General features: G+C 63.3%; 12 protein-coding genes. 7 read left to right on the plus strand and 5 right to left on the minus strand.

Going from position 1 to position 15,800, the window contains the following annotated elements:
• The first annotated feature begins 352 nt into the window (after positions 1 to 352).
• The 3 genes from LB555_RS07370 to LB555_RS07380 all read left to right on the plus strand — a co-directional run bounded on the left by LB555_RS07370 (position 353) and on the right by LB555_RS07380 (position 5,075).
• Complete coding sequence (locus LB555_RS07370; protein ID WP_140716810.1) at positions 353 to 2,158, plus strand: ABC transporter ATP-binding protein; 1,806 nt, start codon at positions 353 to 355, stop codon at positions 2,156 to 2,158.
• A 6-nt stretch (positions 2,159 to 2,164) separates the two neighbouring features.
• The gene (locus LB555_RS07375) at positions 2,165 to 3,532 is read left to right on the plus strand and encodes a hypothetical protein (protein WP_224682561.1); all 1,368 of its coding nucleotides are present in this window, start codon (positions 2,165 to 2,167) and stop codon (positions 3,530 to 3,532) included.
• A 169-nt stretch (positions 3,533 to 3,701) separates the two neighbouring features.
• The gene (locus tag LB555_RS07380) at positions 3,702 to 5,075 is read left to right on the plus strand and encodes a glutamate--tRNA ligase (RefSeq protein ID WP_224682562.1); all 1,374 of its coding nucleotides are present in this window, start codon (positions 3,702 to 3,704) and stop codon (positions 5,073 to 5,075) included.
• On the opposite strand, the gene LB555_RS07385 is transcribed toward LB555_RS07380, so the two are convergent.
• The 4 genes from LB555_RS07385 to LB555_RS07400 all read right to left on the minus strand — a co-directional run bounded on the left by LB555_RS07385 (position 4,993) and on the right by LB555_RS07400 (position 10,486).
• Complete coding sequence (locus LB555_RS07385) at positions 4,993 to 6,192, minus strand: DUF2865 domain-containing protein (RefSeq protein WP_224682563.1); 1,200 nt, start codon at positions 6,190 to 6,192, stop codon at positions 4,993 to 4,995. The two genes, LB555_RS07380 and LB555_RS07385, sit on opposite strands and share 83 nt — an antisense overlap.
• 143 nt (positions 6,193 to 6,335) lie before the next feature.
• Complete coding sequence (locus tag LB555_RS07390; RefSeq protein ID WP_224682564.1) at positions 6,336 to 7,013, minus strand: outer membrane protein; 678 nt, start codon at positions 7,011 to 7,013, stop codon at positions 6,336 to 6,338.
• Positions 7,014 to 7,206: 193 nt separating this feature from the next.
• Positions 7,207 to 9,531: an NADP-dependent malic enzyme gene (locus tag LB555_RS07395; RefSeq protein ID WP_224621981.1), complete on the minus strand. Its 2,325-nt coding sequence runs from the start codon at positions 9,529 to 9,531 to the stop codon at positions 7,207 to 7,209.
• Positions 9,532 to 9,706: 175 nt separating this feature from the next.
• Positions 9,707 to 10,486 carry an SDR family oxidoreductase gene (locus LB555_RS07400; RefSeq protein WP_140664287.1) on the minus strand — a complete coding sequence of 260 codons (780 nt, stop codon included), beginning with the start codon at positions 10,484 to 10,486 and terminating at the stop codon, positions 9,707 to 9,709.
• Between the two features lie 153 nt (positions 10,487 to 10,639).
• Here LB555_RS07400 and LB555_RS07405 point away from each other — a divergent pair, with 153 nt between their 5' ends.
• A complete protein-coding gene (locus tag LB555_RS07405; protein ID WP_181171109.1) occupies positions 10,640 to 11,422 on the plus strand; it encodes a UDP-2,3-diacylglucosamine diphosphatase in 783 nt (260 codons plus the stop codon).
• Between the two features lie 130 nt (positions 11,423 to 11,552).
• On the plus strand, positions 11,553 to 12,767 hold the full coding sequence (locus LB555_RS07410) for an MFS transporter (protein ID WP_224527843.1): 1,215 nt from the start codon (positions 11,553 to 11,555) through the stop codon (positions 12,765 to 12,767).
• Here the strand turns inward: LB555_RS07410 and dgcA are convergent.
• Entirely contained in the window at positions 12,738 to 13,721 is a 984-nt protein-coding gene (gene dgcA, locus LB555_RS07415; RefSeq protein WP_224682565.1) for an N-acetyl-D-Glu racemase DgcA, read from the minus strand. The two genes, LB555_RS07410 and dgcA, sit on opposite strands and share 30 nt — an antisense overlap.
• A gap of 77 nt (positions 13,722 to 13,798) precedes the next feature.
• On the opposite strand from dgcA, the gene LB555_RS07420 reads away from it, so the two are divergent.
• Both LB555_RS07420 and LB555_RS07425 read left to right on the plus strand, forming a co-directional pair.
• Complete coding sequence (locus tag LB555_RS07420) at positions 13,799 to 14,986, plus strand: ABC transporter permease (RefSeq protein WP_140664278.1); 1,188 nt, start codon at positions 13,799 to 13,801, stop codon at positions 14,984 to 14,986.
• Positions 14,987 to 14,990: 4 nt separating this feature from the next.
• On the plus strand, positions 14,991 to 15,800 hold the full coding sequence (locus LB555_RS07425) for an ABC transporter ATP-binding protein (RefSeq protein ID WP_224682566.1): 810 nt from the start codon (positions 14,991 to 14,993) through the stop codon (positions 15,798 to 15,800).

Below are 15,800 nucleotides of genomic sequence, written 5' to 3' on the forward strand. Positions count from 1 at the left end.
CGACTGTTGCAAAATCGCCTCATCGGCTGGGCCAGAGATGCTTTTGGCCATGGCTTGCCTTGGCGCGCAATCGAAGCACCCCTATAAGAGCCTTTCCGCGATTCCCTTCAGGGAGGACCGAATGCCAGGATTTGACATCGTTATGCGAGGCCGCGAGGCCTAGGTCTGCGCCGGTGTTCCGAAGTATCGGAACCATACCGGGCGTAGAAAAGGCATTTGCCGCTGCCGGTCGCCGCCCATGGGCAGGCGACCAACGCCGAACCTCCGCATTCATGGGCAATTCGCCCCGGCGCGGTTTTTCAACCTTCGACCTTTATTTGGGATCGGGCTCGTTTTGCGCCCGAATGACATCATGGCTCGTTTCAAGATCGATTTGCGCGCGAGCGCCTTTCGCAGCGTTCTTGGCTTCACACTTACCCATTGGCGGCGTCAGCCTTGGCGGCTCTCGCTCATCATTGGCGGTTTCCTGCTGTCGACGCTGGCCGACGTGCTGACGCCGCTCTACTCCGGTCGGCTGGTCGATGCTGTCGCCAGCAGCGCCGGAGCGGATGCCATTGCCTGGAACGCCGCGATGACGGCATTTTTCTTCTTGATGGCGCTGGCGCTGACTGGCGTCGTGTTGCGCAATCTTGCCTTCATGGGCATCGTGGAGCTGACACTCAAGATGATGGCCGACATCGCGGCCGACGCCTTCCATCGCGTTCAGCGCTTTTCGACCGACTGGCATGCCAACTCATTTGCCGGCTCGACGGTGCGCAAGGTGACGCGCGGCATGTGGGCGCTCGACCTGCTCAACGACACGATCCTGATCGCGCTGCTGCCGTCGGTGGTCATGCTCGCCGGCTCGACGCTGCTGCTCGGCTGGTTCTGGCCGCTGATGGGCGTGGTCGTCGCGGCCGGCTCCCTGCTGTTCATCACGGTGACGGCCATGTTGTCGCTTGGCTATGTCGCCCCCGCGGCAAGGCTTGCGAACACCTGGGACACGCGCCTCGGCGGCTCGCTGGCCGACGCGGTCAGCTGCAACGCCGTGGTCAAGGGCTTTGGCGCCGAGACGCGCGAAGAGCGCCGCCTCGCCAGGGTGGTCGCCAAATGGCGCGAGCGCACGCGGCGCACCTGGGTGCGCGGCACCATCAACGGCACCACCCAAGGGGCGCTGCTGCTGGTCATGCGGGCCGCCGTGATCGGCCTGGCGCTGATGCTGTGGTCGTGGGGGCAGGCGAGCGCCGGCGATGTCGCTTTCGTGCTGACCTCATTCTTCGTGCTGCAAGGCTATTTGCGCGATATCGGCACGCATATCCGCAATTTGCAGCGTTCGATCAACGACATGGAGGAACTGGTCGATTTCCAGTCCGAACCGCTCGGCATCGAAGACAGGCCCGGCGCCGAACCGATTGCCATCACGCAGGGCCACATCGCCTTCGACAACGTCACCTTTCACTACGGCAATCACCGGTCGCCGCTCTACCGTGACTTTTCGGTGGATATCGCGCCGGGCGAACGTGTCGGGCTCGTCGGTCACTCGGGTTCGGGCAAGACCACATTCGTCAAGCTCATCCAGCGGCTCTATGACGTGAATGCGGGAAAGATCGTGATCGATGGCCAGGATATCTCACAGGTCGCCCAGGCGTCGCTGCGCGGCCAGATCGCCATCGTTCAGCAGGAACCGATCCTGTTCCACCGGTCGCTGGCCGAAAACATCGCCTATGCCAGGCCAAGCGCGACGCAGGGGGAGATCGAGCATGCCGCCAGGCTGGCGAGCGCGCATGACTTCATCACCAGCCTGCCGAAGGGCTATGGGACGCTGGTCGGCGAACGTGGCGTGAAACTGTCGGGCGGCGAGCGCCAGCGCGTGGCGATCGCCCGCGCTTTCCTGGCCGATGCGCGTATCCTGATCCTGGACGAGGCGACGTCGAGCCTCGATTCGGAATCGGAGGTGCTCATCCAGCAGGCGATGGAACGGCTGATGGTCGGCCGCACGACACTGGTCATCGCGCATCGGCTTTCGACGGTGCGGGCGCTCGACAGACTGCTGGTCTTCGATCGCGGCAAGATCGTCGAGGAAGGCTCGCATGACGAGTTGATCCGGCTGAAGGGCGGCATCTACCGCCGCCTGTTCGAGCGCCAGGCGCTGGAACTTACCAAGGGCCTCGTGATGTGATCCGAGGTGGCCTCCGGCTCCTGCCGGGGGCCACCTCTATCGGTTGCCATAAACCGGCGAGCCATATGGCGCTCGCAATCGCAGCGCGAAGCCAAAGTCCCGAGTGCGGGACGTCTGTTTACGTTACCGGCCGAGATTCGTTGTTTCCACTTTTGGTTGCTGTACTCTGTAAAAGCAACCTACTCGGTGTTTACGATGCATCTCGTTTCCGCAAATGCCGGCGCGCAAAAGGTGACGGCCCCGTCGGTGCTGGACTCCCAGCACGGCTCGGTTCGGCCACTCGCCGCCGAAGATCTCGAGCGCGTCGCGGCACTCTTCCTGACGAAGTTTCGCCGCCGCCGGCGTCACCTCCTCGATCGCGCTATCGAGGAGACGGCCGAATACATGAGAAAGATCTATCTTGACCCCGCCGGCCAGCCCGGTGCGAGCGCTCTTGTCCAGATCAACCGGCAGGGGGATCTGGGCGGGTTCCTCGGCGTCCTGAAAGCCCGTTACGAGTTCAACGGCGCTGGATTGAATGCGGCGATCATCGGTCCGTTCATGGCCGACACTGGCGCCGACGATGGCTCGGCAGGACCGCAATTGCTGCGCGCCTTGCACCAAGGCGAATTCGATCTGCAACTGACGGATTCGGCCAACCGGGTCTCCCTGGCCTTCGCGCGACCGATGAAATACCAGCTCCTGCCGGTCCACTGCCTGGGATGGACCTGCATCTTCCGGCCAGCCGCGATGGCCGCCGCCGCGCTGCACCGTAAATGGCCCGGCCTGCCTCGCTTGGCACTCGATCCCTGCGCGAGAGCATTCGATGCTGTCGCGAAGCGAAGGTTCGGATCGCCTTTCCAGGCTTCATCGTCGCACCGGGTCCATGCCGAGCCGATCAATGCCGCGCAGTTTGCCGAGCGGCTGCCGACCCTTCTCTCCGATTACGCTCTTCGGCCGAGTTGGAAGGACGGCGAACTGCCGCGGCTGCTCGCGCTGGCGGCCGAGAAGCGGGCCGACGGACCACTTCATTTCGGCGGGACTTACGATGAGACAGGCAAAATGCTCGGTTGCTATGCCTTTTACGGCCGAGTCGGAGACATGGCGGTCCTGCTGCAAATCCAGGCTTCCGGACACCACTGGGGCGCGACGCTGGACGGCCTCGTCGCGGCAGCGCGGGATATGGGCTGCGCAGGCATCACCGGGCAGACCCAGGACAAGTTCATGCCTCACCTCTTCGGCTACAGGAATGTCTTCTTCCGCTATGCCGGCGGGACGATGGTTCGCTCGCGAATCGCCGAGGTCACGCAAGCGGTCCGTTCCGGCGACATCGCTATCGGCGGCTTGATGGGCGACCGCTGGACCCGCCTGAGTTCAGACGACTTCGGCCGCTGATCGTCGTCAACCACCTGTTCGTCGGCTCCGCTGGCCGCTTGCCCTCTCACGGCGGGCCTTGCGCCGCGTGCCGGCCCGGTCTTTTCATTCCAGCCGCCATGTTCTATGTCTGCGGCACGGCGCGGGGGCGCATCTTGTCAATCATAAAGGCATCCGGTACGCCCCGCTCATGACAGTTACCGTTCGTTTCGCCCCGTCACCGACCGGCCGCATCCACATCGGCAATGCGCGCACCGCTCTGTTCAACTGGCTGTTTGCCCTCAACAACAAGGGCCGCTTCATCCAGCGCTTCGACGACACCGACATCGCCCGCTCGAAGCAGGAATTCGCCGACGCCATCCTTTACGACCTGCACTGGCTGGGCATTTTCCCGGATGCCACCGAGTATCAGTCGCGGCGCTTCGAAATCTATGACGCGGCGGTGGAGCGGCTGAAGGCGGCGGGTGTTCTTTACGCCTGCTACGAAACGCCGGAAGAACTCGATCTCAGGCGCAAGGTGCGCCGCACGCGGGGCCTGCCGCCGGTCTATGGCCGCGAAGCATTGGCGCTGACGACAGAGCAGGTGGCCGAATATCAGGCCGATGGACGCCGGCCCCACTGGCGTTTCCTGCTGCCCAATTTCTCCGGCGATCCGCTGCAGCCGGAGCGCACCGAGATCCGCTGGGACGATTTGGTGCGTGGCGAGGAGATGGTGGATCTGGCCTCGCTGTCCGATCCGGTGCTGGTGCGTGAGGACGGCACCTATCTCTACACGCTGCCCTCCGTCGTCGACGACATGGAGATGGGTGTCAGCCATGTCATCCGCGGCGACGATCATATCACGAATACCGGCGTGCAAATCGCCCTGTTCAAGGCGCTGGGTGCCGAGCCGCCCGTCTTCGGCCACCACAATCTCCTGACCACCGTCTCGGGCGAGGGGCTGTCGAAGCGCACCGGCGCACTTTCCATCGAGAGCCTGCGTGAAGACGGCATCGAGCCGATGGCCGTCGCTTCGCTGGCCGTACTGGTCGGCACGTCGGAGAATGTCGCGGCCGCGCATGACCTGACCGAACTCGCCGGCCATTTCGACCCGGCCGCGACCTCGAAATCGTCCTCCAAGTTCGATCCGGCCGAATTGTTCGTGCTCAACCGGGTGCTGCTGCATCACATGCCGTTCGACGAGGCGCGGGACCGGCTGATGGTGCTGGGCATTTCCGGCGAACAGGCCGAACCATTCTGGCTGGCGGTGCGCGGCAATCTCGACCGACTAGCCGATGCGGTTGCCTGGTGGCGCGTCCTGCGCGAAGGGCCGCGGGAGAAGCCCGACTTTTCCGACGACGACCGCGATTTTCTGCACCAGGCGCTCGATCTCCTGCCTGAGGAGCCGTGGAACGGGACGGTCTGGAAGGATTGGACCGGCAAGATCAGGGAAGCGACCGGCCGCAAGGGCAAGGCGCTGTTCATGCCGCTCAGGCTTGCCCTTACTGGACTGCCTTCGGGGCCGGAGCTTGCAGATCTATTGCCCCTGATGGGTCGGGAAGGAACGTTGGCCCGACGACCCTGACCTTGCGCTGGTCCGGAGGCACGGCAGAAACCGGCGATGTCACAGGCTTGGCCGAGAGGCGCTTGATGGCCTCACGGTCGAGCCCGCCGTCCCTGTTGGCCAGGGTCTCCGGGTCGGCACCCGGATCGGGCTTTAAGGCCGGCACCGGAACGAGCGGTGCCGCTTCCGGTTCGGGCTGTGACTGTTGGGGGCTTGGCGAGTTGCCGCCAATGATCTGGAAATTCTGCGCGGCGTTGCAGCCGCACGCGGGCGGCCGCGACATGTCGGGCTGCTTGTAGAGATAGGCGGTCGGCAATTCGCCGTAGGGCCTGCCGGTGACCGATGACATCATCGATGCCGAATCATCGTCCATGCCGCGCGAATAGAAGACCTGCATCTCGGTGCCGGGGCAGGCTGATTCGCAATTCTTCTGGTCGCGCTCGAAATCGCCGGCCGAGGCGGCGTTCGACATGGGGAAGAAATAGCCGTCGCAAGTGCGCACGCAACTGGTGTGGAATTCGCCGCCGCTGCTCGCAACGTCCGGACTGCCGGGCTGGTTCAGGACGCGGCCGACATCGCGTTCCTCCCCGGAATCGTCAGGCTGGTCCAATGTATCGATCTGGCGGTCGTCGCCGCCGAAAAGCTGGTCGAAGAGATTGGCATTGCCTCCATCTTCACGATTCGCTTCCAGCGGAGGCTCGCGGCGCGGCGCAACCGCATCGTCACGACAGTCATTGGCATCGAGCGCCGCCAGGATACGGCCCCGGTCGCGGCGTGAACTGCCGCCGGCGAGTTGGGCGCGCTTGGCTTGCAGACTGTCGAGATTGGCGCTCATGCGCTCGATGGTGGCGTTGAGCCCGGCGCACCGGTTGATGTTGCGGGAAAACAGTGAAAACCCGCAACCGGCATTGTCCGCCTGGCTGCGGGCCTTGGAGATCTGTTCGCGCTGCCGGTAGATGGCCGCATCGTATTTGCGGATCATTGCCGGACCGCCGCCGCCACGCGAAGCCGCGGCGAGCTCGGCCTCCAGTTGACGGCAGACCCGCGAAGCGGCCCGCGGCTCGCTGACCACGGCGCCGGACAGCAGAAGGCCAAGCAGCACGGCAGCATGCGCCTGCTTCAAACCTCCGCTCGCCATCCGCCTCGATCCCGCTTGCCTGTGGTCGCCAAGGCTACCCCGTTCGCGGTTAAGCGTCCATTTCGGAAGTTGCTTAGTTGCCGGCTGAAAAAAGCCGCGCGCATTCGGTGTGCCCATCAGTCCGGCAATGGCCGGGTGGGCCATCAGAACTTGTAGTTCATCCCGATCCTGACGGTACTGAACGTGTTGTCGAAAGTCGTATTGGAGTTGGGCGCGTAGTTGATCGTCTGATCCCGCAGGTCGACATATCGGTATTCGGCATTTGCCGACCAATGATCGGTGATTGCCTGCTCCAGCCCGGCGCCAATCGTCCAGCCAATTTTGGTGTTCTTTTCGGAATAGCTGTCGGCCGGGCCATCGAGATACTGGTTCTCGACACCTCCGATAGCGAGGCCGCCGGTCCCGTAGACAAGGGTGCTGCCGAACGCATAGCCTGCCCTGGCGCTGATCGATCCGAACCAATCCACCCTGGTGTCGTAGACATCGCCTCCGCCGACATTGACCTCGTCGGAATGCCCCTTGATATCGGCGCCCGAAATATCGGCCTCGATCCCCAGAACCGCGGAATTGACCTGGTAATTGTAGCCGATCTGGACACCGCCCAGAAAGCCGTCGATGTCGTAGTCCTGCGTGCCCCGGATCGCTGGCGTATTTGGCAGGTTGTAGGTCGCGTCGGTTTTGCCGAAACCATAGCCGAGATGCCCGCCGACATAGACGCCGGACCAGTCATGCGCGGCCGGGCCCAGCCCGACGGCGTCGGCGGCGAACGCCCGTCCGCCAATCACAGTCAGCATTGCCGAAGCGAGCAACAGGGCTCTCATGACATTTTCACCGCCCGATCAGACGGTGTGACCATATCAAATTGACCCGGTCCGAGAAATCCGCATTCGTCCGATGCCGGATTACTCGGTTAAGAGTTGTCGGTTCGCAACATTCGATCCCGCCAATGCGGTCCGTGGCGCGTCGCCACCACACCTCAATCGGGGCCGGATCAATCCGATCGCGACCGCCGGTTCAGTCCAGATTGGCGATCGCCTGGGCCTTATGCGCGGCTTCGACCACCGCCAGCGCCGTCATGTTGACCACACCGCGCGAGGTCACCGAGGGAGTCAATATGTGCGCCGGCTTGTCGGTGCCGAGCAGGATGGGGCCGACATGCAAGGCATCCATCATGGCCCGCAGCGCCGTCAGCGTGATGTTGGCCGAATCGAGGTTCGGGAACACCAGGAGATTGGCTTCGCCCTTCAGGCGCGAATGCGGATAGACGCGCTGGCGCAGATGCTCCGACAAAGCGGAATCGGCGTGCATTTCGCCGTCGCATTGCAGCTCCGGCGCGATGCGCGCCAGAATCGCCGCGGCCTGACGCATCTTCAGCGCGCTCGGCGAATCGCGCGAGCCGAAATCCGAATGCGACAAGAGTGCCGCCTTCGGCTCGATGCCGAAACGCTGGATTTCTTCCGCCGCCAGCACGGTCATCTCGGCGATCTCGTCGGCCGTCGGGTCGACGGAGACGTGGGTGTCGGTAAGGAAGATGATGCCGCGTTGCGAGATCAGCATGGATAGCGTGGACAGGTCCCGGTCCTTGATGCCGGTGCGCGGCCCTATGATCAGCGTCACATTGCGCAGATGCCGCTCGAAACGGCCTTCGAGGCCGCAGACCATGGCGTCGGCATCGCCGCGCTTCAGCGCAAGTGCGGCGATCACCGTGTTGTCGGTGCGCACCATGGTACGCGCGGCCTCCGTCGTCACGCCGCGGCGGCCGGCGAGTTCGATCAGGAGGTCGACATAGTGGCGGTAGCGCGGATCGTCCTCCGGGTTGATCAGGCCGAAATCGACCCCGGGCTTGATACGCAGGCCATAGCGCTTCAGCCTGACCTCGATGACGTGCGGGCGGCCGATCAGGATCGGCTCGGCGATGCCTTCCTCAAGCACAACCTGGGCGGCACGCAGTACGCGCTCGTCCTCGCCGTCGGCGTAGATGACGCGCTTGGCGCTGGAGGCCTTGGCGGAAGAGAACACCGGCTTCATCACCAGGCCGGAGCGGAAGACGAAGCGGTTGAGCTTGTCGATATAGGCGGCGAAGTCGGTGATCGGCCGTGTCGCCACACCGGTGTCGCAGGCTGCCTTGGCCACCGCCGGCGCAATGCGCAGGATGAGGCGCGGATCGAAGGGCGAGGGGATCAGGAATTCGGGGCCAAAGACCGGCGTCTCGCTGGAATAGGCGCGCGCGGCGACATCGGAAGGCTCTTCGCGGGCAAGGGCGGCGATGGCCCGCACCGCCGCCATCTTCATCTCCTCGTTGATGGCGCTGGCGCCGCAGTCGAGCGCACCCCTGAAGATGTAGGGGAAGCAAAGCACGTTGTTGACCTGATTGGGAAAATCGGACCGTCCGGTGCAGATCATGGCGTCTGGACGGGCCGCGCGCGCCACTTCCGGCATGATCTCCGGATTGGGATTGGCCAGCGCCAGGATCAGCGGCTTCGGTGCCATGTGTTGCAGCAGTTCCGGCTTCAGCACGCCGGCGGCGGAGAGACCGAGGAAAACATCGGCGCCCGTTATGACGTCGGCCAGGGTGCGCGCGTCGGTGTCCTTCACATAAGGGTCTTTCCAACGGTCCATCTCGTCGACACGGCCCTTGTAAGCGACGCCGAACCGGTCGGTGACCCAGATGTTTTCGACGCGCACGCCGAGGGAAACGAGAAGATTGAGACAGGCTAGTGCGGCAGCACCCGCGCCGGAGGTGACGACCTTGATGTCCGAAATGGTCTTGCCGGCGAATTCCAGCCCGTTGAGCACGGCAGCGGCAACGATGATGGCGGTCCCGTGCTGATCGTCATGGAACACCGGTATGCTCATGCGAACCTTCAGGCGTTCCTCGACCTCGAAACACTCCGGCGCCTTGATGTCCTCGAGGTTGATGCCGCCGAAGGTCGGCTCCAGAGCGGCGACGGTTTCGACCATGCGCTCGATTTCCGGCGCGTCGATCTCGATGTCGAAGACGTCGATGCCGGCGAACTTCTTGAACAGGACCGCCTTGCCCTCCATCACCGGCTTGGAGGCGAGCGGCCCGATATTGCCGAGGCCGAGCACGGCCGAGCCGTTTGATACGACACCGACCAGGTTGGCGCGCGCCGTGTAGTCGGCGGCAGTCGCCGGATTGTCGCGGATTTCGAGGCAAGGGGCGGCGACGCCGGGCGAATAAGCGAGCGCCAGGTCGCGCTGGTTGCCGAGCGGCTTGGTCGCCTGGATCTCTAGCTTTCCCGGCGTCGGGTGCTTGTGGAAATAGAGCGCGGCTTCGTCGAGGTCCGAACGTGCCGTTTTCTTGTTCTCGCCTTCCATGCGGCCGCTCCTCGAAACCTGCTTCGGGAGTCCTTTTAGCATGAGGCCAAGGTTTTTCGCGACGCTAATTGACGCGCCGGCATCTTTAAGCGCCAGCGCATCGAAAATCTCTAGATGTCAGACACTTACGGCTGTTACATGCCGGATGTTTCGCGCCGCTTTGCCGACATTTCGGTCAGAAAGCGCTGACGTAGAGACCGCCATCGACGGGTATATTCTGCCCGGTCAGGTAGCCGGCATGGACCGAGCAGAGGAAGGCGCAGATCTGGCCGAATTCCTCCGGCGTGCCGAGCCGTTTGGCCGGCACGTCGGCACTGATGCGGGTCTTGCGCGCCGCGGCCGCCTTGGGATCCTCTGGCGTGCCAGCCTCATGCGGGCCGCGCAGTCGGTCAGTGTCGAGCTTGCCGGGCAAGAGACTGTTGATGGTCACGTTGCGCTCGATCACCGTGCGCGCCACGCCGGCGAGAAACGAGGTCAGGCCGGCGCGCGCGCCCGATGACAGGTCGAGGCCGGGTATGGGGACGTAGACCGATAGCGAGGTGATGTTGACGATGCGCCCGAAGCCGCGCGCAGCCATGCCGTCAATGACCGCCTGCACCAGTTCGATCGGCGTCACCATGTTCTGGGTCACGCCTTCGAGGATTTTTCCGCGATCGAGTTCGCGGAAATCGCGCAATGGCGGTCCGCCATTGTTGTTGACGAGGATGTCGGGTTCCGGACAGGCGGCGAGCAGCGCTTTCTGTATCTCCGGCTTAGAAACGTCGCCGACCACTTCCGTCACCGTCACGCCATGGCGCTGGCGCAGTTCCGCGGCGGTTTTCGCGACCAGCTCCGCATTGCGCCCATTGACGACGATGTCGCAGCCCGCCTCGGCCAGCGCCATGGCGCAGCCACGGCCAAGCCCCTTGCTCGAAGCGCAGACGATGGCCTTCTTTCCGCGGATACCGAGATCCATGACGATTTTCTCCTTTGATTTGCCCGGCAGGCTAGCGCCAGCGCTGGACCAATCGCAACCGTCATACGGTTGTTGCATGAATCGGGGCATAGGCTGCTCGAAAGCAAGGGTGAATCCGCGATGTCAGGCCAAGAGCCCCGCACTTTCCGCAGCATGTTCATTTCCGATGTCCATCTGGGCTCGAAGGCGGCGAAGGCCGATTTCCTGATCGACTTCCTGCGCTACCACGACGCCGACATCATCTATCTGGTCGGCGATATCGTCGACGGCTGGCGCCTGAGGCGCAGCTGGCATTGGCCGCAAAGCCACAATGACGTCGTGCAGAAACTGCTGCGCAAGGCGCGCAAGGGCGCCTCGATCACCTATATCGCCGGCAATCACGACGAATTCGCCCGCCAGTTCCAGGGCGTGCATTTCGGCGGCATCGTCGTTGCCGACCGCGCCATCCATGAAACCGCCGATGGCCGGCGGCTGCTGGTCATCCATGGCGACCAGTTCGACACTGTAGTCCACAACCAGCGTTGGCTCGCTTATCTCGGCGACCATGCCTATGACGCCGCCATGCAAGTCAACCGGGTGATCACGCGGTTGCGCCAGCTGCTCGGCCTGCCTTACTGGTCGTTTTCGTCCTGGGCCAAGGTCAAGGTCAAGAAGGCGGTGAACTTCATCGGCTCGTTCCAGACAGTGCTCAGCGAGGAAGCGCGACGCTCGCATGTCGACGGCGTCATCTGCGGGCATATCCACCATGCCGCCATCGAAAGCTATGGGGACGTACAATATATCAACACCGGCGACTGGGTGGAGAGCTGCACCGCCGTGGTCGAGCATTTCGACGGCCGCATGGAAATCCTGACCTGGGCGCATGTATTGCCTGAAGCGCTTGACGAGCCCTTCATCCCGCTGCTGATCGAGGACAGGGTGGTGCAGGCGGCCTGAGGCGGAAGCCGGCCCTGCAATTTCTGGTGTTAATCGACTGGTCCAGCCGGTTTCGCCCGCTTTTTGCTCATGTTAAGGATCGGCTTGCGCTGCTCGCCGGTCGTTGAGCGCAGCGTCATTGGATCGATTCATGCCGCTGCCACCGCTTTCGCCCGAACAACTCGTGAAGCCGAGCCGTTTTGAACTGCGCATGAGCCTGATCTTCGGCACGTTGTTCATATCGCTTGGCACCCATTTGCCCTATTTCCCGCTTTGGTTGCAGGCCAAGGGGTTTCATGCCGAGCAGATCGCCGTCATCCTGGCGGCGCCGATGTTCCTGCGCGTCGTAACGACGCCGCTGCTGACCACACTTGCCGATCGAGCCAGGGACCGCGCCGATGTCTATGTCGTGCTCGTCGCCGCATCGCTGCTGCTGTCCGCGGGATACTTCCTGACCCCGACATACGCGACGGTGCTGGCGGTGTCGCTGGTGCTGACCATCGTCTGGACGCCACATTCGCCGATCGCCGATTCGCTGGCGCTTTCGGGTGTGCGCCGCTTCGGGGCCAATTATGCGAGCATGCGCAAATGGGGGTCGATCTGTTATCTCCTGGCCAATGTCGCGGGCGGTTTCATCCTGGCAGCCAGTGGCCCTGGAGCCGTCCCGGTGATCATATTCCTTGCCCTTGGCGCGGCACTCATCGCAGGCCTGCTGGCACCGCGCATGGGACGGCCGCGAAAGGCCTCGCCGCTGTCGGCAGTGGAAATCCAGCATGCGGCGCCAAGCCTGTTCAACGCTTATTTCCTCTCCTTCACCCTTGGCGTCGGCATCATTACAGCCAGCCACGCCTTCCTCTACGGTTTCGTTTCCATCTATTGGAAATCGATCGGCATCAGCGATTCCGTTGTCGGCCTGCTGTGGGCGTGGGGCGTGGTGTCGGAAGTCTGCATGTTTTTGTTTTTCAATCGCATTTTCGCCTCCGTGTCTGTCGTCAAGGTGATGGTGATTGCCGGCGTCGGCTCCGTTGTGCGCTGGATCATCTTTCCACTGATATGGCCGCTCGGCCTCGGCATCGCCGGCTTCTTTGCCGTGCAGTCGCTGCATTCGGTGTCTGTCGCAATGGTGCTGATCGGCCTGCAGAAAATGATCGGCGAGACCGTCTCCGAAGAGCGCACGGGTGCCGCGCAAGGCATCGCCTATTTCTTCAACGGCTTCTTCATGGCCGCCGTTACGCTTGTTTCCGGCCCGCTCTATGACCGTCTCGGTGTCGATGGATTCCTGGCGATGATCCCGATCGCGATCGTCGGCCTTATGCTGATCGGGTTTGCCGCGCGCTCAGCCCCACAGAGCCCGGTCCGGGGGTGAGACGAGCGATCCCTGGTAAACGAGACCCGGCACACGATCCCGGGCAAGCAGCAGCGGGCCGTCGAGGTCGACGAAATCCGCTCCTTGCGCGAGCAGCACCGCCGGCGCCATTGCCAGCGACGTGCCGACCATGCAGCCGACCATGATGCCAAAACCCAGCTCACGGGCGCGGTCGCGCAAGGTGAGCGCCGCTGTCAGCCCGCCGGACTTGTCGAGCTTGATGTTGACGGCGTCGTAGAGGCCGACAAGCGCCTCGAGGTTCCCTGCTTCATGGACGCTCTCGTCAGCGCAGATCGGCACCGGATGGGCTATGTGGCGCAGGATGCCGTCACGGCCCGCCGGCAGCGGCTGCTCGATCAAGGCGATATCTTGCTTCGCGGCAAAAGCGAGATTCGCGACGATGTTGTCGTCGGTCCAGCCTTCATTCGCATCAAGGATCAATCGGCTCCCGGGCGCCGCCTGCCTCACCGCCTGGATGCGGGCGGCGTCGTTGTCGCCGCCGATCTTGACCTTCAGCAGCGGCCTGCCGGCATTGGCGCGGGCCTGCGCAGCCATCGCCTCCGGTTCGCCGAGCGACAGCGTGTAGGCGGTTTCGAGCTGATGCAAAGGGGCCGGCCAGATTGCGTTCGCCACCGGATTGCCGCTGATCTTGGCTTCAAGGTCCCACAGGGCACAGTCTACAGCGTTACGCGCCGCTCCGGCAGGCATTGCGTCGAGCAGGGCGGCACGGTCCATCCCGCCGGCGATCCGGTCGCGCATCGCCGCGATCGCGCCGCTCACACCGTCCATGGTCTCGCCATAGCGCTTGTAAGGAATGCATTCGCCGCGACCGACATGGCCGTTGTCGCTGATCGTGCAGGTGATGACCTCGGCCTCTGTCTTGGAGCCGCGCGAAATGGTGAAGGTCCCGGCGATCGGAAAACGCTCGGCCTCGACCGAAATGACACGCGCCATATTTTTCTGCTCCGGCTATGCGAGAAGGGTTGTCGGCAAATCGACAAGGTCGGACCCATCAGGCTAAACAGGACGCCATGTTGACCATCGGCAAACGCGACGCAAGCGGCACGACCGCCTCGGGGACTGACCACGACCCGCGCGTCGCGGTCGGCGAGGAGGATGGGGTCCTCGGCTGTGCGTTCTCCGGCATCTGGACGACGCGGACGGTGGCGCTGATCGACGCCGAGATGCGCAAGATCGAGAAACGAAGCGGTTTCAAGATGTTGGCGCTCGATCTTTCGAAAATCGAGAAGATCGACACCGCCGGCGCCTGGCTGATCGACCGCTTGGTCAGCGTCTTCGAGAAGAAGAATGTCGAGGTAAGGCTGCAAGGCCAAAGTGACGTCGCTTCCATCCTGCTCGAAGCGGTGAGCGAGGCCGTCCGGCGCGAACCCGAAGCCGGACCGGCGGGACCGCCCAACATTGTCATTCGGGCACTGGAGGCGGTGGGCCGGCGCGTCTACGAGATGCGCGACGATTTCCTCGCCTCGATGAACATATTGGGCGCCACCATCCGCGGCGCGCAGATGAAGCTCGGCCGTGGCCATGCCGTGAACCCGGCGGCGATTTTCAACCAGATCGATCGCATGGGCGTCGGCGCTATCCCCGTGGTGGTCCTTATGTCGGCGATCGTCGGCGCCATCGTCGCCCAGCAGGGTGCCTATCAGCTCAGCTATTTCGGCGCCGACATCTTCGTCGTCGACCTGGTCGGCGTGCTGATCCTGCGCGAACTCGGCGTGCTGATGACGGCAATCATGATCGCCGGCCGCTCCGGCAGCGCGATCACCGCCGAAATCGGCTCGATGAAGATGCGCGAGGAGGTCGACGCGCTGAAGGTCATCGGCCTCAATCCGATCGGCGTCCTGGTCTTTCCACGTCTGGTTGCCCTGGTGATCGCCTTGCCCTGTCTGACGATCATCGCTAATTTCGCCGCGCTCGGCGGCGGCATTGTCGCGGCCTGGCTCTACTCCGATATCCCCCCCGCTGCCTTCATCGACCGGTTGCGTGTCGCAATCGATCTCAGCACGATTTTCGCCGGGCTGATCAAGGCGCCGTTCATGGCCATGATCATCGGCACGATCGCTTCAGTCGAGGGCATGAAGGTCGGCGGCAGTGCCGAATCGCTCGGGCAGCACGTAACCGCTTCGGTGGTGAAGTCGATCTTCGTCGTCATCATTCTCGACGGACTTTTCGCCATGTTCTACGCAGCGATCCAGTTCTAGTAACATGGCAAAGGGAAACGGAATCACGACTGAGGCGCCGCACGAGAGCGAAATCGTGCTTTCGGTGCACGACGTCACCGTTGCCATCGACGACAAGCTGATCCTCGACAAACTGTCGCTCGACATCATGCGCGGCGAGATACTGGGGTTCGTCGGTGCCTCGGGCGCCGGCAAGTCCGTGCTGTTGCGAACCATTCTCGGACTGATGCCCAAGCAGTCGGGAACAATCAAACTGTTTGGCGTCGACGTCGACAAGGCAAGCGATCTCGAGCGGCTGCGCATCGACATGCGTCTTGGCGTTCTGTTCCAGCATGGGGCGCTGTTTTCGGCGCTGACCGTGATGGAGAACGTGCAGGTGCCGATGCGCGAATATCTCGATCTGCCAAGAAAGCTGATGGACGAACTGGCGCTGCTGAAAATCGAGCTGGTCGGACTGCCGCCGGATGCGGCGCAGAAGTTTCCCTCCGAACTCTCCGGCGGCATGATCAAGCGCGCGGCACTTGCCCGCGCCCTGGCGCTCGACCCCGACATCGTTTTTCTCGACGAGCCGACGTCCGGCCTCGATCCGATCAGCGCGGCCGAGTTCGACGAACTGGTCGTCAAGCTGCGCGACACCATGGACCTGACCGTCTACATGGTGACCCACGATCTCGACACGCTGTTTACCGCCTGCGACCACGTCGCGGTGCTCGGCAAGAAAAAGGTGCTGGTCGAAGGCACGATCGACGACATGCTGAAGAGCGAGGAGCCGTGGGTAAAATCCTATTTCCGCGGAAAACGCGCACGGCAACTTGATCTTGCCGCACGTGCATAG

The sequence above is a fragment of the Mesorhizobium sp. BR-1-1-10 genome (assembly GCF_020165595.1).
GTDB classification, from domain to species: Bacteria; Pseudomonadota; Alphaproteobacteria; order Rhizobiales; family Rhizobiaceae; genus Mesorhizobium; species Mesorhizobium australicum.